At 41.9% G+C, this 24,010-nt stretch carries 21 protein-coding genes; 9 read left to right on the forward strand and 12 right to left on the reverse strand.

Annotated features, from left to right (window positions below; translation table 11 throughout):
• The first annotated feature begins 4 nt into the window (after positions 1-4).
• The 7 genes from OQX62_RS15595 to OQX62_RS15625 all read left to right on the forward strand — a co-directional run bounded on the left by OQX62_RS15595 (position 5) and on the right by OQX62_RS15625 (position 7,206).
• Positions 5-2,149, forward strand: a complete 2,145-nt coding sequence (locus tag OQX62_RS15595) for an LA_2272 family surface repeat-containing protein (protein ID WP_265832527.1) — start codon at positions 5-7, stop codon at positions 2,147-2,149.
• A gap of 2 nt (positions 2,150-2,151) precedes the next feature.
• Positions 2,152-3,570, forward strand: coding sequence for an alkaline phosphatase family protein (locus OQX62_RS15600; protein WP_265832529.1), 1,419 nt, complete (start codon positions 2,152-2,154; stop codon positions 3,568-3,570).
• A gap of 41 nt (positions 3,571-3,611) precedes the next feature.
• Positions 3,612-4,700 carry a lysylphosphatidylglycerol synthase transmembrane domain-containing protein gene (locus OQX62_RS15605; RefSeq protein ID WP_265832530.1) on the forward strand — a complete coding sequence of 363 codons (1,089 nt, stop codon included), beginning with the start codon at positions 3,612-3,614 and terminating at the stop codon, positions 4,698-4,700.
• A 105-nt stretch (positions 4,701-4,805) separates the two neighbouring features.
• A complete protein-coding gene (locus OQX62_RS15610; protein ID WP_265832531.1) occupies positions 4,806-5,180 on the forward strand; it encodes an iron chaperone in 375 nt (124 codons plus the stop codon).
• A 158-nt stretch (positions 5,181-5,338) separates the two neighbouring features.
• Positions 5,339-5,512, forward strand: a complete 174-nt coding sequence (locus OQX62_RS15615) for a hypothetical protein (protein WP_265832532.1) — start codon at positions 5,339-5,341, stop codon at positions 5,510-5,512.
• A 1-nt stretch (position 5,513) separates the two neighbouring features.
• On the forward strand, positions 5,514-6,422 hold the full coding sequence (locus OQX62_RS15620) for an ABC transporter ATP-binding protein (protein WP_265832534.1): 909 nt from the start codon (positions 5,514-5,516) through the stop codon (positions 6,420-6,422).
• A gap of 1 nt (position 6,423) precedes the next feature.
• The gene (locus tag OQX62_RS15625) at positions 6,424-7,206 is read left to right on the forward strand and encodes an ABC transporter permease (protein ID WP_265832535.1); all 783 of its coding nucleotides are present in this window, start codon (positions 6,424-6,426) and stop codon (positions 7,204-7,206) included.
• On the opposite strand, the gene OQX62_RS15630 is transcribed toward OQX62_RS15625, so the two are convergent.
• The 6 genes from OQX62_RS15630 to OQX62_RS15655 form a co-directional block, all read right to left on the reverse strand.
• A complete protein-coding gene (locus tag OQX62_RS15630) occupies positions 7,199-8,407 on the reverse strand; it encodes an adenylosuccinate synthetase (protein WP_265832536.1) in 1,209 nt (402 codons plus the stop codon). The genes OQX62_RS15625 and OQX62_RS15630 overlap by 8 nt on opposite strands.
• The gene (locus OQX62_RS15635; RefSeq protein WP_265832537.1) at positions 8,404-9,345 is read right to left on the reverse strand and encodes a hypothetical protein; all 942 of its coding nucleotides are present in this window, start codon (positions 9,343-9,345) and stop codon (positions 8,404-8,406) included. The genes OQX62_RS15630 and OQX62_RS15635 overlap by 4 nt, the downstream gene beginning before the upstream one ends.
• Before the next feature lie 2 nt (positions 9,346-9,347).
• Positions 9,348-10,226, reverse strand: coding sequence for a hypothetical protein (locus tag OQX62_RS15640; protein ID WP_265832538.1), 879 nt, complete (start codon positions 10,224-10,226; stop codon positions 9,348-9,350).
• Between the two features lie 3 nt (positions 10,227-10,229).
• On the reverse strand, positions 10,230-11,681 hold the full coding sequence (locus tag OQX62_RS15645; RefSeq protein ID WP_265832540.1) for a nicotinate phosphoribosyltransferase: 1,452 nt from the start codon (positions 11,679-11,681) through the stop codon (positions 10,230-10,232).
• A 27-nt stretch (positions 11,682-11,708) separates the two neighbouring features.
• The gene (prs, locus tag OQX62_RS15650) at positions 11,709-12,548 is read right to left on the reverse strand and encodes a ribose-phosphate diphosphokinase (protein ID WP_265832541.1); all 840 of its coding nucleotides are present in this window, start codon (positions 12,546-12,548) and stop codon (positions 11,709-11,711) included.
• Between the two features lie 108 nt (positions 12,549-12,656).
• Positions 12,657-13,364 (reverse strand): NUDIX hydrolase, encoded by a 708-nt coding sequence (locus OQX62_RS15655; protein ID WP_265832542.1) that lies wholly within the window; start codon positions 13,362-13,364, stop codon positions 12,657-12,659.
• A 197-nt stretch (positions 13,365-13,561) separates the two neighbouring features.
• Here OQX62_RS15655 and OQX62_RS15660 point away from each other — a divergent pair, with 197 nt between their 5' ends.
• A complete protein-coding gene (locus OQX62_RS15660; protein WP_265832543.1) occupies positions 13,562-15,538 on the forward strand; it encodes a sensor histidine kinase in 1,977 nt (658 codons plus the stop codon).
• Between the two features lie 6 nt (positions 15,539-15,544).
• Here OQX62_RS15660 and OQX62_RS15665 read toward each other — a convergent pair whose 3' ends face one another.
• From OQX62_RS15665 to OQX62_RS15685, 5 genes are all read right to left on the reverse strand, one after another.
• Complete coding sequence (locus OQX62_RS15665; RefSeq protein ID WP_265832544.1) at positions 15,545-17,083, reverse strand: carboxypeptidase-like regulatory domain-containing protein; 1,539 nt, start codon at positions 17,081-17,083, stop codon at positions 15,545-15,547.
• A gap of 17 nt (positions 17,084-17,100) precedes the next feature.
• Positions 17,101-18,066 carry a FecR family protein gene (locus OQX62_RS15670; protein ID WP_265832545.1) on the reverse strand — a complete coding sequence of 322 codons (966 nt, stop codon included), beginning with the start codon at positions 18,064-18,066 and terminating at the stop codon, positions 17,101-17,103.
• Between the two features lie 11 nt (positions 18,067-18,077).
• Positions 18,078-18,656: an RNA polymerase sigma-70 factor gene (locus tag OQX62_RS15675; protein ID WP_265832546.1), complete on the reverse strand. Its 579-nt coding sequence runs from the start codon at positions 18,654-18,656 to the stop codon at positions 18,078-18,080.
• Between the two features lie 86 nt (positions 18,657-18,742).
• Complete coding sequence (locus OQX62_RS15680; RefSeq protein WP_265832547.1) at positions 18,743-19,771, reverse strand: hypothetical protein; 1,029 nt, start codon at positions 19,769-19,771, stop codon at positions 18,743-18,745.
• A 123-nt stretch (positions 19,772-19,894) separates the two neighbouring features.
• Positions 19,895-22,264, reverse strand: a complete 2,370-nt coding sequence (locus tag OQX62_RS15685) for a TonB-dependent receptor (RefSeq protein WP_265832548.1) — start codon at positions 22,262-22,264, stop codon at positions 19,895-19,897.
• A gap of 219 nt (positions 22,265-22,483) precedes the next feature.
• On the opposite strand from OQX62_RS15685, the gene OQX62_RS15690 reads away from it, so the two are divergent.
• The gene (locus OQX62_RS15690) at positions 22,484-23,797 is read left to right on the forward strand and encodes a BamA/TamA family outer membrane protein (protein ID WP_265832549.1); all 1,314 of its coding nucleotides are present in this window, start codon (positions 22,484-22,486) and stop codon (positions 23,795-23,797) included.
• Here OQX62_RS15690 and OQX62_RS15695 read toward each other — a convergent pair.
• Positions 23,794-23,931 carry a hypothetical protein gene (locus OQX62_RS15695; RefSeq protein ID WP_265832550.1) on the reverse strand — a complete coding sequence of 46 codons (138 nt, stop codon included), beginning with the start codon at positions 23,929-23,931 and terminating at the stop codon, positions 23,794-23,796. The two genes, OQX62_RS15690 and OQX62_RS15695, sit on opposite strands and share 4 nt — an antisense overlap.
• Positions 23,932-24,010: the final 79 nt, after the last annotated feature.

A 24,010-nucleotide genomic window follows, 5' to 3' on the forward strand; every position in this document is an offset into this window, starting at 1 on the left:
TGATATGAACTGTAAACAATTTGTAAAACTAAAAGCGGTTTTACTGGTGATTTTTCTACTTAACACGATAACTGCTGAGGTGACAGCACAGGAAATCCTCGAGAAGCGCATCAGCATTGATGTCAGACAAAAAACTTTAGGATTTGTATTTAAACAAATGGAAAAGGATGGTGGATTTGTTTTTTCTTACAATAGTAATTTAATTCCAACAGATAGTCTTGTCAGCTTAAAGGTGAACGAAATCGCTATATCAGATGCACTGCAGATGCTTTTCCATCATACATATGAGTTCAGTGAAAACAAGAATTTCCTGGTGATTACCTCCCCGCTCAGGTCTTTAAAAATTATTACCACTGATATCACTTCCGACAAGCAGAATTATTCGATCAGCGGACTTATTGTTGACGACGTATCAGGGGTTAGACTGATGAATGTCAGCGTGTATGAAAAGCGCTTGCTGGTAGCAACCTTAACCGACGAGCATGGTTATTTTAAATTAAAATTCAAGACCGGCGAGCCGAAGGCATTGACCATCACGGCAAGTAAATTACAATTTAAAGATGCCAGTGTCAACTTCCTGCAGTCCGTATCTATTACGGACAGAATTCAGTCGGCAAATTATAACACGGCTGCCGAAAATAGCAATGGCATCGAAAAAGAAGGTCTCGGCAGGTTTATGATTGGAGCGCGGCAAAAAATTCAGAGTCTGAATATCCCCGACTTCTTTGCCAGGCGTCCATTTCAGATCTCCCTTACACCAGGTTTAAGTACACATGGATTGATGAGTTCACAGGTAGTAAACAGACTTTCTGTGAATCTCGTTGGCGGGTACACTGCAGGGGTTAAAGGCTTTGAATTAGGGGGAATTTTTAATATCAACAGACTGGATTCTAAATATTTTCAATTCGCTGGCATTTTCAACCTTGTCGGCGGCACAGTCAAGGGTGTGCAAATTGCCGGAGTAAGTAACAAATCGTTAGCTAACGTGAAGGGTGTCCAGCTTGCCGGTTATATGAATAAGACAGCGGGAATGGTTTCAGGTGTACAGGTATCAGCACTGAATAACGAGACACGCAAGTTGAAAGGCATCCAGATTGGATTGGTTAACGTAGCAGATAGCTCTTATGGCGTAAGTATAGGACTAGTCAACATCATCCAGAATGGATTTTTCAAATTGAGTCTTTCTGCAAATGACTTGTTGAATACTAACCTGTCTTTCAGTTCAGGTACCCATAATTTTTACACTACTATTCATGCCGGCAGGGATTTTGGTTCCCCTTTGCCAAGGACAGGATTGGGTTTCAGTGCAGGCCATGATTTCATGTTCAGCGAAAAGCTATACCTGTCAGCGATTGCAGATTATCAGCGGTACGGCATCAATAGCCTGAAGGAAAACTGGAAGCAGGGAAAATTACTGCTTAATACTCAGCTCACCAAACATTTAAGTGTATTTGCTGGGCCAACCTTCAGGCACTACACTGCAGAATTGTACTATAATCCTAATCCTGTTGACGAATATGGTAACGTCAATTATAGCACTATCGGAGTCAGATATGAAAATAAATTTGGCTGGGAGGCGGGACTCGCATTTAATTCCGTCTTCAAACCTGTTTCCAGGCTTGCCCATACATCTGAGAAATGGTATCTGGGTATTAATGCTGTTGGCGGATTTGAAATGAAATCAGATAAGCCCTTATATGGAGGAGAATTAGTTGCGATCAGGGAATTTAATGATCGTTTCTCAGCTACATTGTCTGCGGCTTTCATTGCCATAGAAGAACGGCAAAATAACAGACCCATGTTTGTACCTACAGCCATTAGCCAAAGTTATTATAAGACCAATCGGCTAAGTGGAATACCTGTTAAAGCAGGTATTAGAACTTACACAGGTAAAAGAGTATTCTTTGCGGGAGAAATGGGCGTATTATTTGGCCTGAACAAGGCTCAATCCCATATAGAACTCGAGCGCGATCAATCTGAAACCATACTGAATTATATGAAGTCATCATCTTGCATGATCGTTTCTGCATCTGCAGGTTATGCGCTAAATAAGCACCTTGAAGCAAGCCTTAAATATGATGCTTATTTTACTAAAGATATACAACCCTTAACCCTTCGCCTGGGTTACAAAATCAAATTGAGCAAATAAAGATGAGTACAGACAAAAAAAGAGTGCTTTTTTACCTGCTGGACGGGGCAAGGCCGGATATGCTGACCGAGCTGATTGCTCAGGGCAAGCTCCCGCATTTACAGCAACTGGTAGAGGAAGGCACATTTCAAATCGCAACTACCTGTTTCCCTTCAACCACCGGACCGGCGTACCTGCCATTTCTTACCGGACAGTTTCCGGGAACAATGAATATACCTGGAATCAGATGGTTCGATAAACAGGAATTTAAACGAACAAGATGGAACAAAATGGCTATGCGATCTTACTGCGGACTAGAAGCAGGCTGGTTCAATACGGATATGCCAGCTGATAAGGCGACGCTGTTTGATCTGCTGGGTGAATCTTATAACTTGTACAATATGATCACCAGAAATATCCCTGATACTCATGATCTGGGGAAAAAGGGTAAAAACTGGTTATATACCCGGGCGCACTTCTTAAAAAGACATCATCCTGTTGATATACAAGGACATGAAAGAATCATGGGTTTATTGAAAAGCGGAAAAGATTTCGACTTTCTGTTTGCTGTATTCCCTAGTGTAGACTGGGATTCGCATTATCATCATATCAGGGATCACCGTACGATAGCCGCTTACCAGATTGCGGATAACAGCATTGGTGAAGTAAGGGATTACCTGGAAAAAAAAGGCTGGTGGAAAAACATGCTGTTTATGCTGACTTCAGATCATGGTTTGACACCAAGCCATACCCATTTCGATTTGGGCGACTGGATGACTAAACAAGGAATGAAATCTGTAGGCTACCCGATCATCTGGCGGCAAAATCCAAAATCAGCGGTAATGATCTCGGGCAATTCTTTTGGGAGTGTCCATTTACTGAATCATGATGGCGACCATGTTTTACAGGAAAAAGAGTTGGTTGATCATTTCAGTAAAGAAAGAATGGATGAATTACTGAAAAAAAAGGCAGTAGACTTTATCACTTACCGAGGCAATAGAGAAGGAGAATATTATGTGCAAAACCACCAGGGAAAAGCACTGATCAGTCAGCATCAGGAAACTTACGCTTATCGCCCCATCGATGCTGATCCGTTATTCTTACAAAATATTACTGTCAAAGGTCACAGAGGAGCGCTGGAAAGCACTTTTAACAGCCTTTATCCGGATGCACTGGTGCAGATTTCTCAACTTTTTAAAAGCAGGCGTGCAGGTGATATCGTAGTCAGTGCCCGAAACGGATACGACCTGCGTGATTTCTGGGAATACCCCGAACATAAAGGTTCACATGGGTCATTAACAAAAGAACATATCCATGTCCCGCTGATCTATAATCAAAAAGGCTGGGCTGAACATGCGGCCCGGACTGCCGACATTTTTCCTACTATACTGAAATGGATGGATAAGCCTGTTCCGGTAAATGAAGGAAATGCTTTAAACTAAATAACAGACCACAATAATTTAACGGAACAATTCAGCATACAATGACAGACCCTAAAAAAGTTCTTGCAGACAAAGAGGCGGTACCTGTAAAGGAAAAAACTTTAGATAGTGTATTTAACAAAGGAATGATTTTTAAGGGCAGTTTATGGTTATGCCTGATCACAATTGCTTCTGTTGCAGTGGTATTTTTTTACAACCATACAGGTGATACGCTGCAGGCGCTGTCTGCCATTAAACCTGATTATATCATATTGTGCTTCGGGATGGTTTTTATCGATTTGATGCTGGGGAGCTGGCGCAATCACATTTTCATCAGGAAGCTGAATCCTGACTTATCACACTGGATCAGTTTTCAGGCCAATGTGGCCAACATGTTTATGGGTGCAGTTACTCCTTTTCACAGTGGTGCAGGCCCTGCTCAGCTTTATGTTTATAACCGCTACGGTGTAAAATTGCTGGATGGCTTCATTGTCAGCCTGATCAATATGGGTGCTACCCTTCTCTTTATGCCCATCGCCGGTATTTTCGCTATACTGGTGATGAACGACCAGTTGGAAAGCAGCCTGGTTTTAACCCTGCTAAAATATGGTTTTGCGGTCTTCTTTATATTTTTGATGGTCTTCCTGATGGCTTTCTGGAAGCCGCAATTTGCTGGAAATATGGTTCTTAAAATAGCTGCTTTTTACGGCAGGATCCGTCCATCCAAAAAAGAGAAATCTCGTAAGCGGGCCGACCGTTCTTATACTAACATACTCAATTATCAACAGATCTGTAAAAAGCTGCTGGCAGATCATCCTTTACTTTTTCCACTAAGTTTACTGATCACCACATTGTTGTATCTCAATAAATACTGCATGCAATATGTAATCCTCCTGGGTTTAGGCGTACAAACTGATTTCATTCAGGTAATCAGTATCCAGATACTGATCCAGTTTATGATTTACTTTGCCCCAAGTCCGGGTGGCAGTGGATTTGCTGAAGCTGGTATATCTATACTTTTTGCCCGTATTGTTCCTGCTTCGGTTTTATCCGTATTTACCTTACTTCAACGTTCATTCCTCCTGTTTTTCCCGGCATTTATTGGGGCTTTTATAGTGATACGGCTATTGAAAAAACATACCAGCAAGTAATTTATTGTCTTCCGAACCCCTCAAAATTGTCACGTTCACACCGCTTACAGCTCGTGGTAAATAAGGATTTTTACTAAAATTATCCTCTGTTAATATCCTGAAAATATGAATAATAAAGCAGCAGACATTGACGAATATATTGCGGGTTTTCCGGAATCGACCCGGCTCATTTTACAGGAACTGAGAAATATCATCAGTACTGTTGTTCCTGAAGCCAGGGAAAAGATAAGTTATCAGATGCCCGCATTTGAACTGTCTGGCAATCTGGTATATTTCGCGGGATATAAAAATCATATCGGATTTTATCCCGGATCATCAGGTGTTCAGCATTTCGTCAATGAATTATCGGATTATGAGCATTCAAAAGGTACGATCAGGTTTCCTATTGATCAGCCCTTGCCTGTAGAAATGATCAAGCGTATCGTCGCATTCAGGGTCAAAGAAAATCAGGAAAAGAGTAGATTAAAGCGAAAATCCTGACCCTACTATCGACGAACAGGCAATTTTGATCTACCAACGCTAAGAAACAGATTATCTGCAAGATAAGCGGCGTTCATCTACAATAATCCATGCTTCGTATAAAACATTTTAGCAGGATCACAGAAATGATTCTATTTGTTCTATCAAAACGAATCAATATGAAAAGGTTATCTAACATCTCTCCCTTTATTCTATTACTGATCCCGGTTTTTTTAATGGCATTGTTCACTATTATCCCTGTTAAACAGAATAATGATGATCAGAACGATGCAACGGTAAAAACTTCAGGCACTACTTCGGTAACCAATGTACTGAGCTATCTGACTAAATAAGATGAGCAATCTGGCAATCGAAACCTGCGGACTGACTTATCATTTTGGTAATCAAAAAGTGGTAGACGATCTTTCCCTAAAAGTTCCAAAAGGAAGTATTTATGGTTTCCTCGGACCAAATGGTGCGGGAAAAACTACGACCATAAAAATCCTGCTGAACCTGTTGAAATCACCATATGATACCGTATTTATCTTCGGAAAGGAAATTAATGCCAACCGTATTGCCAGTTTAAAAAAAATAGGCGCACTCGTAGAACAGCCGGCCATATATGCACATCTTACAGGTAAAGAGAACCTGATTAACCGTTGCATTCTTTTAGGCGTAACACGCGAAAAAGTAAAGGACATGCTCAGCCTGGTTGGCCTGACTGACGCAGCGGATAAAAAAGCCGGTAACTACTCGTTAGGTATGAAACAACGGTTGGGAATTGCACTTGCCTTGTTAGCTGATGCAGAATTGTTATTGCTTGATGAACCTACTAACGGACTTGACCCGAACGGGATTATTGAGATCCGTAACTTAATGTCAGAACTCAGCTTAAAACACAATAAAACTATACTGGTTTCCAGCCACCTGCTCCATGAAATAGAAAAAGTAGCTACACACGTGGGCATCCTTAATAAAGGGAAACTACTTTTTCAGGGCACAATAAATGAATTGCAGACTTTTAATACACCGGTGGTAGAAATACAGACGGATAACCGGGAAGCCACAGCTGCTTTTCTCAGCAGTTTAGGTTATGTGGTCAGCAACATCAATGAGGACACCATTCAGCTCCCTTTTCAGTCGACCGCCGAAACAGGAAAAATTAACACCTTGCTGATTCAACACGGTTTTACTGTTTACAGTATCCACTTTGTAAAGAAAGATCTTGAACGTTTATTCCTGGATATTACGAAAACCAATTAATATGCATGCGCTACTCATCTCTCTGCAATCAGAATTCTATAAATCCAGAAAAACACTTGCTTTCTGGGCTTCCATATTATTGCCACTGTGCCTTTGTTCACTGGTAACCGCAGCATTTTATTTTAAATCAGAAAAGATCCTTGCACAGCTTTATTCCCCACCAGTTTTATGGATGAATTACATTGGCAGTATCCTGGGTATAATGGGCTCACTTATCCTGCCATTTTACGTGATCTTTATGGCTTTTTCTGTCAACAATATTGAACATAAAAATGATACCTGGAAATCGCTTTTCGCACAGCCGCTAAACAAGTTTTCTATCTACGCAGCTAAATACATATACGCAGTCCTGCTGATCTTCATCTGTTTATTTTTATTTTTTGCATTGAGCCTGGCTTTTGGTAATCTATTGCATATACTGAACAATGGGTATAAATTCAATGATTATTCGCCGCTTGACTTTCTTTCCAGGATTTATACGAGGCTATTTCTATCGTCTCTGGGCATACTCTCCGTGCAGTTTATCATCAGTCTGATCTGGAGCGATTTCCTTAAGCCAATGGGTATTGGTTTTATCGGCCTGATCGCGGGAATAATAGCCGTGACCAGGGGATGGGAATATGCCTGTTTTATACCTTACAGTCACGCCACCATGGTCATCTCAGCGAGAAAAGAAGGAGTGGCAGGTCAGATCTTTACGCAGGAAATCTATGCCAGCCTGATCTATGCAGCAGTTCTTTTCCTGGCTGGCTATTTTATAGTGATTAAAAAAAGTGTCAAATAGCAGTCTTAAATCCCGCCGTCTGCAGGTTCTCTGCATATGGACTACGACTAATCATTATTTCCTTAAAGGAAGTGTTAAGAAATGCAGGAATGTCTTTTAAAGCTCCGGTATGCAGTTTCCCTGTTAAAGTATAAGGGAGGTAATCTTCATCCACCTGGTCCGCACAGGTAAGTACCAGGTGTTTAGCAATTCCATTATTTTGAGAGCTCTCCGATTCCAGGGCATAATTCAGCTGATCCAGGTCCAGTGGTCCTGTTCTGAAATTTCCCTGGAAATCATTCAATACATTCGTCTCCATCTCATTATTTTTCAGCACCAATTGATCTGCATGCGCCACAAATGGTCCCTGACCATGGCGGGTATGATAAACCCGGCTTACACCATACAGTGTAACGGAAGAGGTCTGGAGTGTATTTCTACGGATCAGATCCAATGCGTTTTTAGATGTGGTATGACTACGGGTTACATGAGGGAAATAGCCAAAATCCATATCCAGCAAAACACCTTGTGCACCTTCAAATATGTATTGATCAAACTGCCGATCCGCAAAAATGGCTTTTTCTGAGGTGATAAAGATGTTATGGTTGAGGAGCATTTGCAGTTCAGCTAAATAAGTCATAAACCGCTGATCTTCGGCATCATGATGAAGTGCAGTAAAATCAATAGTCAATTCCGTTTTGGCCTTCAGGGCATAATATAGTCTGATCTGTTTCAATTTGTCTATACAGCGTTCCGGATAAATCAGATCGCCTGCAACCAGGCTTACCTCTGCCTCATGCCGCTGCAGGGTATTCCCAAATCCCATTCCACAGCTGCCATGTCTTGCAGAACCGCGTTGCTGCTCTAAAAGGCGGTTGTACAATACATCGTAGTGGGTGGTGACTGCACAAAGTTGATCTAGGTATAATCGCGGAGAAATCCCTGAGCTGTTCAATGCACGGTATTCGTTTAACAGTGCTGAGGGCGACATGGTGCAGCCTGATGACCAGTAAGTCGCTGCCCCGCGTAGAGTGCCTGCTCCGAAACTGGAAAACACATGACGGAGGCCATTTGCATTACTTACCGTATGACCGGCCTGCTGACCACCATTGAAACGAATGACGAGCGGATAGAGAGACTGGCTACAGAGATAATCTGTGGTCAGTCCCTTCCCCTCGTCACCAAAGCCCAGACCAATCACTATGCTGGCTTTATTGCTCATAATTTAAAGATCCTGGAAATCAATCCCTTCTTTTGATCTGTCGGCACTATTGCTGAATGGCCTATATGAATCAGCGCACTGCCCACCGTGCCAGCTGTTTGATTGTCGAAAGAACTTAAAATATCCTGAAGTTCTACACCATGGATGACCGCTACCGTGGCTGCAATGGTCTCGGCAATTGCATTATAGTCATCTAAGACGATCAGACGTTCTCCAAGCATCGCTCTCCAGTAACCCAATACCACCGGGTCATTTTTATAGGAAGCTTCATTGATATGGATATGAAACACATGATAACTGCGCTGTACTTCTTCCAGTAGTTGCTTATCAGTAAGATCAACTGCTTCCGGATAGCCCATTATTTTGATCAGGCGCTTTTTTTCCAGTTTATCCCAGTTGGATTCATCACCGATAGTGAAAAGGAAACCCTTCTGTCCACGTTTTTCAAAGCAGTCAGAACTGGTATGTCTGGCAGCAAATAGCCATGCCAGCAGGTAAGATTCACGGTTTTGCCCGCCGCCCCCGCCTTCCAGAAAGATTTCTGTAAGCCATTTGTCCAGTTCTTCAGTACCGCTTTCAAACTGCCCGATCTGGAGCGGATACTGGTCAGAGAGATGGTCGCCGATTCCGCCAAATAAAATCTGCGGATGGAGCACACCGTGGCTGATCAGTGTGTTCATCAATGAACCTAGTTTTTCACGTACCAGAATTTCAGGGATCCTTCCCATACTTCCTGTTACATCTAAAAATACGGCGATGGATAAAGAATCGGGGTGGATATCAGAATCCCTGCTTTCCCTGAACTGAACACCTGCAGGCAGCATGGCGTCAGCTGCCCTTCCGCTTTTGTTATTGGTAAAAATATCATCCACACTTGAATTGGTGCGGCTGTCTTTCAGATTGCTGTAAGCATCATCAGACCATCTTGTGTATCCCATAATTAAATATTTAACTGGTGAAACGTTGGTTTTCCGAATAAACGGAACAATAATTTTCTAAATTCCTGGTAACCCTGGTAACTGGAATAATGCGGTGAGATTAAAAAGTCCACCAGTTCCGGATTTACCGATTTCTTCAATACAATGCCATTACCCGAACGATCTCCCATTGCATAAATAGCAGTACGTTGCGCCAGGCTGGTATCAATATACTGAATTGCCTTTTTTTGTTTGAACACTATTGCAGGATACCAGTTCAGGTAGCGTCCGGACAAACTTTCCGGTTGGGTATCGAGACGGGTCAAGTGATAAAATGAAACACAGACTATACCATGTGTTTCCGGAACAATAAATACCGACTCCGGATTGATTCCCAAATGGCTATAGCCCTTCTGATGGAACCAGGAAATGAGTTCATAAATACGGCTCAGTATCCAGTCGGCATGCTCATGTGTGAGGGTCAGGTGACTTAAAGGCAACATCCTGCACTCACTTTTAACATGCAGCGCTCCATCCTGGAAAAACAGGCTTTGCGGCAGATACTTTTTAAAATGGACAGCACTTTCATCATTCATCGACATGAGCAACTGGTAGTTATGAAAGGACCGTTTCAGCAACTCTTCCTCTCCTTTGAATGCCACTTCATTTTCTGCAACAAATACAAATGATCCTGCATCGTCTTCGCCCTGCTGATACTTATCCATTTCTTTACGGTAGACGTTCATTTTGGCTATGGCATCGCCTGCCATCGGCAATGCACAGACATCAGGATGCAGCATTTTCACGATCTCTACATATTCCTTTTTGAAATTGCGGATGCTTAACACCTCCTCCGCCTGGCGTGAGGAGATGATCTTGTTCAGCAGCAGCTGCGCTTCCATGAGCTACAAGGCTGTAACAGCTATTTCTTCCTGGTTTTTTACCAGCGTCCTGATCGCTGCCAGACTGGTTTCCCTCATCAGCTTGCCGTCGCGGTAAACTACTTTCAGCAAAGAGTTAGCCTCTTCTGCTACATTACACTGATCTTTAGTCAGGTATTCATTGCCCTCTTTTAACAAGCTGAGCAGACCTTTGTGTGATTTCTTTTTACGGTCCGTAACAGGGTCTTTCTCGATTTCTCGGGGTTCTCCGTTTACTTCCACATAAGTAGCTTTGATGGCAAAACCAAGGGTATCGCGACTATGGTTACGTAGTATTCCTCCTACCCCGATAACCAGATTACTTGCTGCATAACCCATTTCTTTCAGACGTTCCAGTGTACGGATGTATCTTTCGATATACATTCCATCACCATAAATCAGTCCTACTTTAGGGTTAAGTATTTTATACCCTTTACTGTTCAGACTTGAGCCAAATTTCTCATCCAGCAAACGGATAGCCCCTTTCCACTCATTACTTCCCTCTGCTGCTTCCGGGTTTCCGCAGATGATATATTCCGGATTACCACTATCCGGTCTGAAAACAACTTTACCATCCCTGGCAAGAATAACTTCCTTTAACGTTTCAGCAAAATCGGTCAAGACAGTATATACATCAAAAGTATCAGATACGATAGACACAATTCCTGTAGGATATAATTCCAGCATATGGCGGAATGCACCGATCTCATCTTCCCTGCCGAAAGAGCACATTACACTGTGTTCACTTGCCGGAACAGAAAGTAAAATAGGCGCACCATTTACATCTGCATTATAAAAATCTACTGCACAAGGTAGTGCAGGTACATTATCACTGCCCAGAAAAGATAATAAATGCGCTACACCACTGATGGCTGCACCTTCTTCAGAAGCATCCCCACGGTAGCCAAAGTCATGCACCTGGAAATCTTTTGCAGGATCCATTGTCTCATCATCCGTCTGGTTGAAGTATTTGGTTACGATTTTACGGTATTGGTGACTGCAGGTAGCCACGGTAATCGTATACCACAGTTTTAACAGCAGACTTTCCATAAATCCCACTACCCAGTAAAAATCAGGATGTGTATTGGTGATGGTCATCAGTACGTTTCTTACCGGCATAATTGTACCTTCTTCCACTGCTTTGATTTCTATAGGCAGATAACCCAGCTGGCAGAGTGCCCGCATTTTAGTTTCTACTTCTTCAGAATTACTACCCAGAATCATTTTGCGGTAAGTCAGAAATTCTTCGCCCATTTCTGGTGTAATCGGTGCCGAAAGATATCTTTTGATATAATATTGCAGGCCGAAAAACACAGTTTCATCAAAGTTTTTATCACTGCGCGCAGTCAGGTAAGAATAAACTTTATTACATCCTGGAGCATATTGCTCCATATGTCCCATTTTATAGACGTCGGTTTGTAAAAGGATATTGTTCATGGTTTTAGATTTTAAAGATGAATGAGATTATAATTGAATCAGATCGGACAGCGAAATTCTGCTGATGAGTGCTGACTGTGTGTCTTTTATCGAGTCGGTCGTGTAGATATGATCAATCCAGTCGACCAGTTCCGTTTCTCCATGAGACATTATGCCGTGTGAAACAATGAGGCTTACTTTACCAGCATTGCGCTTTTTCAGTTCTTTAGCCACGCCTACAAAAGTTGCTCCCCCATCACAGATATCATCAATGATGAAACAGTCTTTGCCCTGCAGATCGTCCTGATCTACGGTGATCTGTTTGATCCTGCCGTTGCTGACGTCCCTTACTTTATTACACAAAACAATATCATCAGTATAAGTTAGCGCCTCCGCCAGTTTATATATTTTTTTCAGCGCACCGGCATCGGGAGAAACCAGCAGATAATCTGTACGGTCCTTCAATACTTCTTTGACCAAACTGTAATTGCTGATGAGCTCGCAGTTTTCCAAAAGTGCTAGTGATACTTCCGAGTGTACATCATATACATACACTTTTTCAAAACCGCAGCTATTGATCAGGTTGCACATTACCTTGATGGACAAAGGTTCGCCGGCAACCATCACCCTGTCCTGTCGTGCATAAGGCAGATAAGGAATAAAAACGCTGATGTTTTTGGTGCCGCTGCGACGCAGGGCATCAACAGCCAATAATAACTTCATGATATCATTTGAATCATTTAGTCGTGTAGAAATCAGCACATCATCTGCACTACCTTGTAGTTTAATGTGTACTTCGCCCCCACTAAATAAAAAGCTTTTGCTTTCTATCTCTTCTATTGAAGATTGAAATGGGTTGAATCCGGTTGATAAATTTAAAACTCTCATATCTATTTGCGTTACTATGACACAAATTAAAGTCTTTATTCTTTCTTATCCAAATTAATTTGTGTTTATTTTACACAAATTAATTCACTGGACACCTATCATTCTCTTTTACAGGAGTTTATTAAGATCGAAACCATTCACTTTAAGCTGTTTATATTTTTCACTATCGAAGGAATACAATTTCCCCGGGCGACCAGCAGTTAAAACCGGCGCCTTTTCCTCTAGTTCAATAATTAGGCCTAAAGACATAATTTTTCGTTTAAAGTTTCGGCGATCAATTTCACGCCCCAATAATTTCATATACAACTGCTCCAGATCAGAGAAAAGAAACTTGCGGTCCAGCAGTTCAAAACCTACCGGTTCATAAATAATTTTTGCTCTTAAACGGGCAATTGCTTTTTCGACAATCTCTTTATGGTCAAATGCGAGCGCTGGCAGTTCATAGATATTGAACCATTCTGCTGCTGCAGCATCCGTGGAGGCAAGCAGGCTATAGTCGGAAGATTTAACCATTCCAAAATAAGAGACAGAAATTACCCTCGTTCTCGGATCCCTGAATGGCTTTCCAAAAGTAAACAACTGCTCCAGGTAATTGATAGAGACACCGGCTTCTTCCTTGAGCTCACGTTCCACCGCTTCTTCCAGCGTTTCCTCATTTAAAACAAATCCACCCGGTAATGCCCACTCATTGATAAAGGGTGCGATCTTTCGTTTAATCAGCAGGACTGATATCCCATTCTCCTGGGTATATCCAAAAACAATAGCGTCAACTGTAACTTTTATATCCTGTTGAGGTGTAGTATTTTTTTTTGTCATGTTAAAAAAGATAGCTGATTACAAAGTAACGCTATTTTAATACATCTTGCAGCATTTTAAACGGATTCCACAGATCGCATTGCCTGTAAGCGAATGGGCATAATGGCTTCCTGGCAATTGCTGAATTAATTTAGCAATTTATCACAAGGCGTTTGATGTGCTGAAATATTCTATTATTTTTACCGCCAAATAATTCTATGCGCTTTCTTTCAGCATTACTTTTTTTCCTTTTATATCTATCAAACAGTCTTCGTGTATACAGTCAGACCATCACACCCGATTACCATAACATTGGCAAAAGTGTTACCTATTTTGTAGATAAAACTGCATCGCTGTCTTTAGATCAGGTAAAGGATTTGGAGCGTAAAGGAAAATTCCTGCCCGGAAAAAAGGAGATCCTCAATTTTGGCAATAGCAGCGCAGCCATCTGGATCAAAATTGATCCGCATTATACCGGACAGGATCAGATTTACCTGATTGTTGATGCGCCTAACATAGAGCATGTCGAATGCCACCTTAGCGGGGAGGATGGAAATTCTAAAACCATAAAATCCGGCAGCTTATGTTATACCATGCCCGGTGTGGCTGTAGAAAACAACTTTGTTTTCAAGCTTCCTTTTAATGGAAATAAGGGGGTTAAACCTGCTTTTCTGAAGTTACAGACAAACAATATTATGCTGGTGCCTCTGAAACTGGCTACAGCAGATGCCCTCCTGAAAGGCAAAGCATTAAAAGACAGAATAGAATATATTTATGTCGGTGTTTTGATTGCCCTATTGTTATTTAATTTATTCCTCTATTTTAGTCTGAAAGACAAAACATATCTGTATTATACATTATATGTTTTGACGCTTTCACTCTACCTCATGGTGTATATCCGGGGTTACGGCTTTCTGTTCGGGGAAGATCTGAGGATAGTATTCAGTCGTTATCCGCATGTTTTTTTAAGTCTTTCTGTGGTGACTTCACTGATCTTCTGCAGGAAATTCCTGAATCTGGAACGGACAGTGCCGGGAATGCTTAAGTTTTATTACTTCCTGGGTATTTGTGGAATCGTATTATTTTTCACCAGTATATCCGGACAGAAAAGTCTTTCAGCTTCTATTGCACAGCTGCTTACGGTTACGGTATCGGTAGTGCTTTGGATTTCTGGTATTGTTGCCTACAGAAGGGGACACAAGCCGGCTAAATTTTATATTATAGCCTGGTTTTTTATCTGGGTAACGGTAGGTATTATGACTTTTAGTCTGGCAGGTGCATTGGAGGTGAAGGACTTCACAATGGAGCTGGTTCCCATAGGATCAACCCTGGAGTTACTACTGCTTTCATTTGCATTGGGCGACCGTTACAAGATTATTATTGAGACGGAGCAGCGCGTGCGTGATGAAAACCTGGCTTTGGTTCAGAATCAGAAACAGCGACTGGAAGAATTGGTACAGAAAAGAACCACACTGCTGACCAGTACCATTGCCGAACTTGAATCATCAGATGCGGTTAAAAACAAGCTTTTTTCTATCATTGCGCATGACCTGAGAAGTCCGCTCAACAGCCTGATCAGTATTTTGTCTCTGAATGATATGGATGCACTGACCATGGAAGATATTCAGCATATGCTGAAGGAGAATAAAAAGAATATAGAAACCATATATACTACCTTAAATAACCTGTTACACTGGGCGAAAAGTCAGATGAGCGGAATTACCAAAGACCCGACTGCTTTCGACCTGAAACAACTGATCGAGGAATTGGTACTGGTTTATGCTCCGCTGATGGAGAAAAAACATATCCACTTAGCCACCAGTATTGAGGGAAGCTATCCTGTTTTTGCAGATGAGAATCAAATCCGCCTGATCCTGCGTAACCTGATCGATAATGCCATCAAGTTTACGCCGCAGCATCAACAAGTAGAATTGAGATTGAGGCATGTAGTCACTGCCGTAGAAATCTGCATTTCCAATACAGTCGCAGATACAGAAAAAATCAATACGGATGAGATGATGAAGATCAATTCCATCCAGGCAACCTATGGAACAGCGAATGAGAAAGGCGTTGGCTTGGGATTGCATTTGTGCAGGGAATATATCCGGAGCAATGGCGGAGGAGACTTACATATCAGCCTGAAAGAAAAGATCATTTCCTTCTCCTTTACTGTTCCCGGGCAGCAAATGACTTAGTGAATATTACATGACCGTAATACCGGCTGTCCATCCTACCAGGTTTTTATTGATATCAAGCCGTTGCGCCGCATTGCTGTTCATCGCGTCTTCCTGATAGAATTTAAGCGAAGGACCAAAAAATAAACCAGTTTTATTTGTCAGGGCTACATTGAGTAAAGTGCTGAACTTATAGAGATTACCATCATTTTTCCATTTCAGGGTATATAGTTGCTGGGTAGATGCGTCTGCAGATAATTTAAGCCGTTTACTGATCGTAAAATCATGTCCCAAAGCAAAACCAAGGCTATAAAAGTTGAGTTCATCCAGATAACTGAATCCTGCTAAAAGGCGCGTATACAACTGCTTATTTCCTGTTTTATAAGAGATTGAAGTATTCGCCGTTTCATCGCTGTACAGCGCGATCTGATGGTAGCCGTTCCTGGATATACTCAATACATTAAACGCAAAACCCTCGAGAGTATCTGCTACGTTCAGTACGCCCACATGAAATCCTTTCATTACCCGGGCTTTATTGTATAGCCCGGCAACCTGCAGTCCTGCACTGGTGCCTTTAACCAGGTTAATCAGTCCCGCGACCTGTATTCCTTTAGTATCTTTGTATACTACATTTGTTAATCCAGCTGCCTGGATACCGGCCAAATTCCCCCCGTTTACATTGAACAAACCCGCAAGCTGCATAAATCTGACGTCAAGTTTATTGATATTGAAAAGACCAGCTACTTCAATGCCATTTACACCAGCGGTATACCCGCCCAGCATATTGAGAGATACCTTATTGATCACCTGACTGGTCATCATACCATGTGAACTCAAGCCGGGCGTTAAAGAAGTTTGAACCGGCACAGTGGAAATAAAATTTCCGATATTCAAACTCTGCATTTTTTGCCGGGAAGAGATAAACCAGCGTCCCAATAAACTCTTTTCCACTTTTTTATAACTTGTATCAGCACTGTAATAATAGTTTTTAGCGGTGGGGTATACAGTGACATCATTCAGCAGATTTACATCAATATCTTTATATAATTCTTTGCTCACTGTTAAGGTAAGCGGCCCCTTGTATTTTATTTTTAACCTGAAATAACCATTCTGATCAGTTAGTGTGGATAGTAAAATATGTTTTTCAAAAACCGAGGCACCGGCAAGTCGCATACCGGTTTTTTCATCAACAACATGACCAGTAATTACAAAGGTCTGATCGGGTTCTGTACTGTTATCGGGAAAAACAGCCAGTCTGTAAGGCGCTCTCTTTAAAATAATGTATCCCGGTGTTTCCTTATAATCTACTTTCCCCTTAAAAATACCATCCAGTACTTCCCTGATCGTTTGATAACAGGATAGATCAATAACACTGTCAACCGGAACCCAGTTATTACTATAAGAAAAATAGAAGTTATTTTGCCTGCCTATGGTTGTCAGTACCTCAGCAATCTTTTTGCTTTTAAGGTTTAAAGCTATATTTCTATCAAGGTTATTTTGTCCCACAGCAAAACCGTATGTAAAAAATATACATACGGCTGCCAGCAGTAATGCTTTGTATTTCATTTGATGTGAATACAAGTTTAGTTAATTATAATTTTATTCTTCTGCCTGTTTACCTTCAGATTAAAAGTCTGACAGATAGTATTGAGGTTATTTTCGAGCTGACCATAATGCAGTGTAGTGCTTAACTGTAAGGCAGCCTTCTTTTTATCGGGGATAACAATATCCACTTTATAGATTTCATTTAATACTTCAGCAATGCGCCATAAAGGGGTGTTATTGGTTAAAATCTCATTGGTACGGTAATAGTTATAAAAAAGATCGGCACTAAAGCCTTTTTTATACAACCCTGATCGCGAATCGATACTTAGCTTTTCTTTAGGTGTCAGTTTGATGACAACCTTTTTTCTGGATACCTGCACAATGCCCGTTTCTACAATCACCTCAGTCAGGCTGGCTGCATTCCTGATATTAAATGATGTACCTACTACACGCACCCTGATGTCTTTTACGTTGATGATAAATGGTTTATTTTTATCATGCGCAACTGTAAAAAATGCTTCCCCTTCTTGCAGGGTCACCAGCCTTTGGTCGCCATCAAATTTTTCAGGATAATACAATAGCGAATTTTTGTTCAGCGTAATCACAGAGCCGTCAGCTAAAGTAACAGCCCTGCTTTGATCAGTGGTCTGTATACTCAACATCGTCTCTTTTGCTGATTTCAGATAGTTAAAAAGAATGATTGAAACACTACATAAAGCAATCAGAACCGCAGCCATCTTCATCCAGTAGAAACCTCTCCGAGGCAATTGCACTATCTCCTGACGCTGTTCGTCACGCTTTTCTGTCAGTTTTTTAAATTCCGTCCATGATTTACCGGCATCTAAACGGCTTTCTGTCTTCACTGAAAGACTGGTTTCCCATATCATTTTGAACTGAGCGAAATACTTGCTATTCCATTCACTGGCAGCGATCCACTCTTCTATTGTGCTGATTTCCACAGGAGATGCTTCTCCCAAAATATATTTAATTAATAACTCGTCCATATTATTCATGATTAAAAGTTATTTGTTTTACTGATCAGCCATAGGATTAGCGGCAGGAAATCCACCAGTTTAATCCTTAATATTTTCAGCGCTTTTCCCATTTGAGCCTCCACTGTTTTAACAGAGATCTGAAGCCTGTCCGCGATCTCCTGATATTTTAATTCTTCAAACCTGCTGAGCTGAAATATAGTGCGGCATTTTTCCGGCAATTCATTCAGTGCATCAGCTAATTTTTCACGCAAATCCATTAATTCCATGTTTCCGCTTTCCTCTCCATTATTTCCCATCGTGTAAACCACATGTTGCTGGTGCTTATGTTTTACCTTTTCATGTCTCAGGTAATTGAGGCATTCATGATAAACAGCCCCATACAGGTAGGCCTGCAGGGAGCCGCTGAAGGATAGCCGCTCTTTTTTATCCCAGAGTTTTAAAAATACATTTTGTACCATTCCCTCTGCCCTGTCTTCATCTTTCAGGATGGCGATCGCATAGACATGCAGCGGCCTTAAAAAATGTTTATAAACACTTTCAAACGTAGATTCGTCACCTGCAAGCAGTAAGGGTATCAGTTGTTCGTTATTCAGATCCAAAGCTGTTATAATTTATGCTATATGATATAGAGCAAGCCTGATTATTGTTGCGAATATAGGCATCTCCTTTATAATTAAACCTTTGTTTAGCGCAGTGAAAAAGTAACACCAGCAGTATAACCGAAATATAGACCCTGAAAATTACGGCCATTATCTTCATTCCAGGAAGCGATATATTTTTTTCTCAGTAACCTGTCTTCCATCACATCCGTATTGATATAATGCAGAGAGGGAGCAACAAACAGATTGATTTTTTCAGCAAGTGAAATTGCTGGCATCAGCCTGAAAGTAGATTTGTAGGTGGCGCTGCCTTCAAAGTTCAACAGACTACCCTGCGTCAGTTCCGTATCCAGATGGAACAGCCCTGATGTATAAAGATGTAAACCTAAACCAGCCTCCAGGGCATAAACGTTTTCTTTATTTTTGAAATTGTAGCCCGCACCAATGATACCATAGACTGATTTTCCGCCGGACCTGAAAGTTAACAGGGTGGTATTGTTCTCGTCTATCTGCGCACCAAGACGCATGTTTCCATTTTTGGAGATATTGATAATTCCGATCTGGTAAGCTGCTGTATCTGCAATATTAATAAAGCCAGCAATCTGCACACCTTTAACATTTTTGGCTTTATTCATAAAACCACTGATTTGCAAACCTTTCACATTCCTTGCCATGTTCATCAAACCTGCGCCTTGCAGACTGGAGACTTCACCCCCTATATTGATCATTCCCGTTACCTGTACATTGCTTGCTGTTTTCGAGAAATTGCCAAAACCTGCTATAGCCGTATTTTTACCGCTTTTCGAAGTATTCATAAAGCCAGCAATTAAAATTCCGTTTGCTTTTTTACCGATATGGTTTGAAAAGCCCGCCAGCTGTAGTCCATTTGCATCATGGCGAATGATATTGGAAATGCCCGCAAAGGAAAAACTGTGCTCTCCGGCAGATACGCCGGCCAGCAAATTAAGTGAGAACTGATTGGTATCCAGGGGTGCTCCGGTCCAGTTACTGCTTAAGGGATACACCAATCCCACATTGACTTTAGCATTTCTCCCTTGTTGCTGATGTTGTTGCGCGAACAGCGTATGACTGCTGAACAATAGTAGGATTGTCATAGCAGCTGTGGCTTTAGCTTTCGCCAATTTTATACGTTGATGTGAGTTCATTTCTCTGTTTTCTATGATTTACAGGTATAACACCTTCCCAGGCATCTACCCTTATGCCCTGCAATAAAAAAATTATAATTCTATCCTGTAGTTGATGGTTGGGAATATGCCTATCCATTTATTCGCTTCAATGGTCCTTTTGCTGGGATTGTAATACATACCCATATTATTTTCCCGGCTCAGCAGATTCTGAATATCCAGCAGGATATAATGGCTTGCGTTTTTTCTATTGATGCGGTAACTGGCCGAAAAATCTGCCCGGATATACGCGTCAGCGGTGAGTGTATTGATTTTAGACTGATCAATCACCTGCTCATCTAAACGAAGAGATTCTTCGAGGAGGATCAGTGAATACCGTCTACCACCCGCATAAATGATTTTACCATTCAGCGCAAACATATTTTTATGCTGCCTGCCTGTAGTCCATTCTTTACCGATGACCAGATTACCGACATAACGGGTATTAAAAGTGGTATTAAATTCCTGTCCGCTTAATGCCTTAAATTTCGAATTGAATAAGGAAGAGGAAAGCATGAAGTAGTAACCCCGGTGCATGGATTTCTCCATTGATAATTCCAGACCATAGTTTTTACCTGTCCCTTTATTGATCAGTGCAGTATAATCTGAGGATAAAATTGCCGAATTATCAGACACATTGAGCAGAGAAAAACTGTTGGCGGGATCTACCGAGACAGGAACATGAGATAAGTGCTGATAATACAGTTCACTTTTGAATTTCAGCTGATCTGAAAGCTGGTTTTCATAGCCCATTACCACCTGAGCCGATCTTGTTGGTTGGAGTGGTGTAGTGGCAGGTGTACCTGCCTGCTCATTTTTGGCAAAATAATAAGAAAGTGGTTCCAGTCTGCTGTAAGTACCTCCCGCAAGAGATAATTTCTGACGATCATTTACCTGTAAATTCATTCCTAAGCGCGGTTCAAAGGACCAGCTATCGCTCAGGTTGAAGTAATTGGCGTGAATACCTGTATTCAAGGAAAGTCCGCCGCCAAACTGACGTTTGTTTTCTATAAAGGCGTCAAAAGTACTGGCATGTCCTTTTTCATTGAGTACTTCTGCCAGGGCATCCTGCTCCCGTTTATACTGTTGTTCATATAAATTATAACTTAATATACTTGAATTTACGCCCGCCCTGATAGTATTCGCATCATCTGCACGGTAATTTATCATACCTGCATAACGGACTGCGCTGTTGTCATAATGGTTTTGCTGAATCCTGCTGGCCTGATAAGTTTGCGTGAGTGTATCGACACGCAGTTTACTGCGATCGCCCGAATAAGAAATGATATTATTCATATACAGCCTGCTGTTAAAACTATATACATGTTTCAGACCTGTACTAGCCGCCGCATAGGTAACATTGGTATTATACGCGTCACTGCGTTCTTCCCATTTTGAAAAATCATGTTCAGCATCGCTTAACAGTCCGCCTGCACCACCGATTCCAAATAAGGAGAATGTTCCTGCTTTTTTAGTGGGAATGACAAAATTGAAAGATAAATCCTGGTATCTCGGCACCCCGTCATCAGATACTTTAACTATTTTTTGCAGGAGATCGAGTGCAGAATAACGGTAACTGATCAGGTAGGAAGCATCACTGCCTTTCTTAAATGGCCCCTCCAGTGTTGCCCCTATGCCCAACACGCCGGCAGTAAATGCATATTCCCGCTTATTCGTATTTCCTTTCCTGAATTTTAAATCAAATACACCGGCAGTGGCATTATTGTATTCTGCCGGCACGGCACCGGTATAAAAATCGGATGTTGACAGAACGGTAGCGTTGAGCATGCTCACAGCTCCTCCTGCGGCACCCTGACCACTAAAATGATTGGGGTTGATGATCTCTATCCCTTCCAGGCGCCATTGCAGACTTTTAGGAGAATTTCCCCTGACAATAATTTCATTGTTATCACCACCAGCAACTACCCCGGCAAAACTCTGGGCCATCCTTGCAGGATCAAACATCGCTCCGGCATAGCGGTTAGTCTCTTCCGGAGAGAAAGAGCGTCCGCTGGACATCGCCATCAAGTTTAATGGCTTTCTGCCGGATGAAGTCCTGATACTGACTTCATCTAATTGTTTATTCAGGGCTTCTAAGCCCACAGCCACTTCGGTTTCTTTACCGGTGGTCACCAGAATTTCCGAAAGCATCACCGTTTGATAGCCGATACTGGAAATCTGCAGGTGATGTCGCCCTACAGGGATACCTGCCAGACGGAAAGCCCCTGCATTATTTGTGGTGGCGGACAGTGGACGATTACCTTTTAAACTTACCGTCGCTCCCGGCATCGGCAGGCCTGAGTTTTTATCGGTAATTATCCCTCTGATGGATTGCGTAAAGACAGCGGTATCTTTAAACTGTGCGCTACTTCTGGAAATAAATAAAATGGCGACAATTATTGTCAGGTAGAAAGTTCTTCTCATTTTTTATAATTTCCTGCAGAACACGCCAGATCAGGTTTACCCTTATGCGGCTCAGAAATTTATTTCTGCTAAATGCATATTTGCAATATGACATTGTCCTTGCGATAGTCAGCACCTGAATCAAAACATTTAGGTCTTTCTGCTGGTTTAAAATATATCTTTATACCTAAAAAGACCTGCAAATTGAGATTGAAAAATAGAATACACTGGTTGTTGACCATGAATAGAATCGGAATGGTAGTCATGATCGCAGTATTGGTTTCCTCCATTCATACGGCTGCATTTAGTCAGATTAATCCCCCTGTTGATTCGGTAAAGGCAGATTCGCTGCGTATAAAAGCGGCCAAAGCCTCTTTTGCGGCCGACTCCACCTATAAGCAATATGATATTGCCGACCTGCTCCGTGATATCATACATCCGAATAAAAAAGTAAATCCGCTGCGCAAGAAATCTGGTATTACGCTAATGCCAAATGTGGCTTATAACCCTAGTATCGGTGCACAGATCGGTATCAAAGCAGTAGCAGGCAGAAAATTAGGAGGTGATCCGAACACCCTGATGTCGGTCGCCGCTACATCAGCCTCCATCACTACCAAAGGAATCATTTACTTCTATTTAAGTCATAATATATACACACCCGGTAACAAATGGAACTTCCAGGGAAGTCTTGTCGCCGCAAAAACGGTGACGCCGGATTTTGGACTGGGGATTGGCCAGGGTGCTGAAGGCAGCGAGGAAGACCGGATCCTGACTAACCCGGATCGTAAAGGTTATGTTCTCCATGCACAATATTATAATTTCAGGGAAAAGGTCTATAAACAGGTCCATGAGAATCTTTTTGTGGGAGCTGGAGTATCATTTGATATCAGAAGAAAAATTGAAGACAGGTCAAATACCGATGAGCTGACACCTTATAACATCTACAGTGACAGGAATGGATTTGACCGAGACCACTATATGTCCAACGGGCTGCTTTTCAACGTACAATATACCACCCGCGACAATCAGAACCGTGCCTACAAAGGGATTTATGCCGATGCGGGTGTCAGGGTCAACCAAACCTGGATGGGCAGTACCAGAAGTGCGGTGCAGTTCACCACAGATTTCAGGAAATACTGGAGTCTGTCTGCCAGCAATCCTGAGCACGTAATTGCTTTCTGGAACTGGGGATCTTATTTGGTTGGTGGTGCTTTGCCTTATCTTGAGCTTCCGGGCACGGGTAAAGACGTTAATTTCCGTAGTGGCCGGGGTTATACCGTAGCTTATTTCAAAGGAACGAAATATTTTTATTCGGAACTGGAATACCGCTTTCCTATCACTGCGAACAAGTTCCTGAGTGGTGTAACTTTCTTCAATATTGAGAGTACCAATGATGATCTGGGTACAAAGTTATTTCAAAAATGGCAGCCTGCAGGTGGCGCAGGGTTGCGTGTCTTATTTAACAAAGCTACCCGTACAAACCTGTGTATTGATTATGCTTTTGGTAACTACGGTGCCAGGGGTTTGTTCCTGGGTCTGAATGAAGCTTTTTAGAGCGACTTTTTATCTTTTTTCAAGGCCTTTTGAATGGCCTGCGCTGTTACTCCTGCCATAATTTTGTAGCCCGCCACATTTGGATGCACACCATCCGGCGTTAGTTCAGCTTTCTGGCCATTGTGCTCATCCACCACTGGACTGAAGTAATCCGGCAGGTTGAAATGATTAGCCCTTGCACAGGCTTGATCAATGTGCTGAATGATACACCTG

This window comes from Pedobacter sp. MR2016-24, from assembly GCF_026239655.1.
Classification (GTDB): Bacteria; Bacteroidota; Bacteroidia; order Sphingobacteriales; family Sphingobacteriaceae; genus Pedobacter.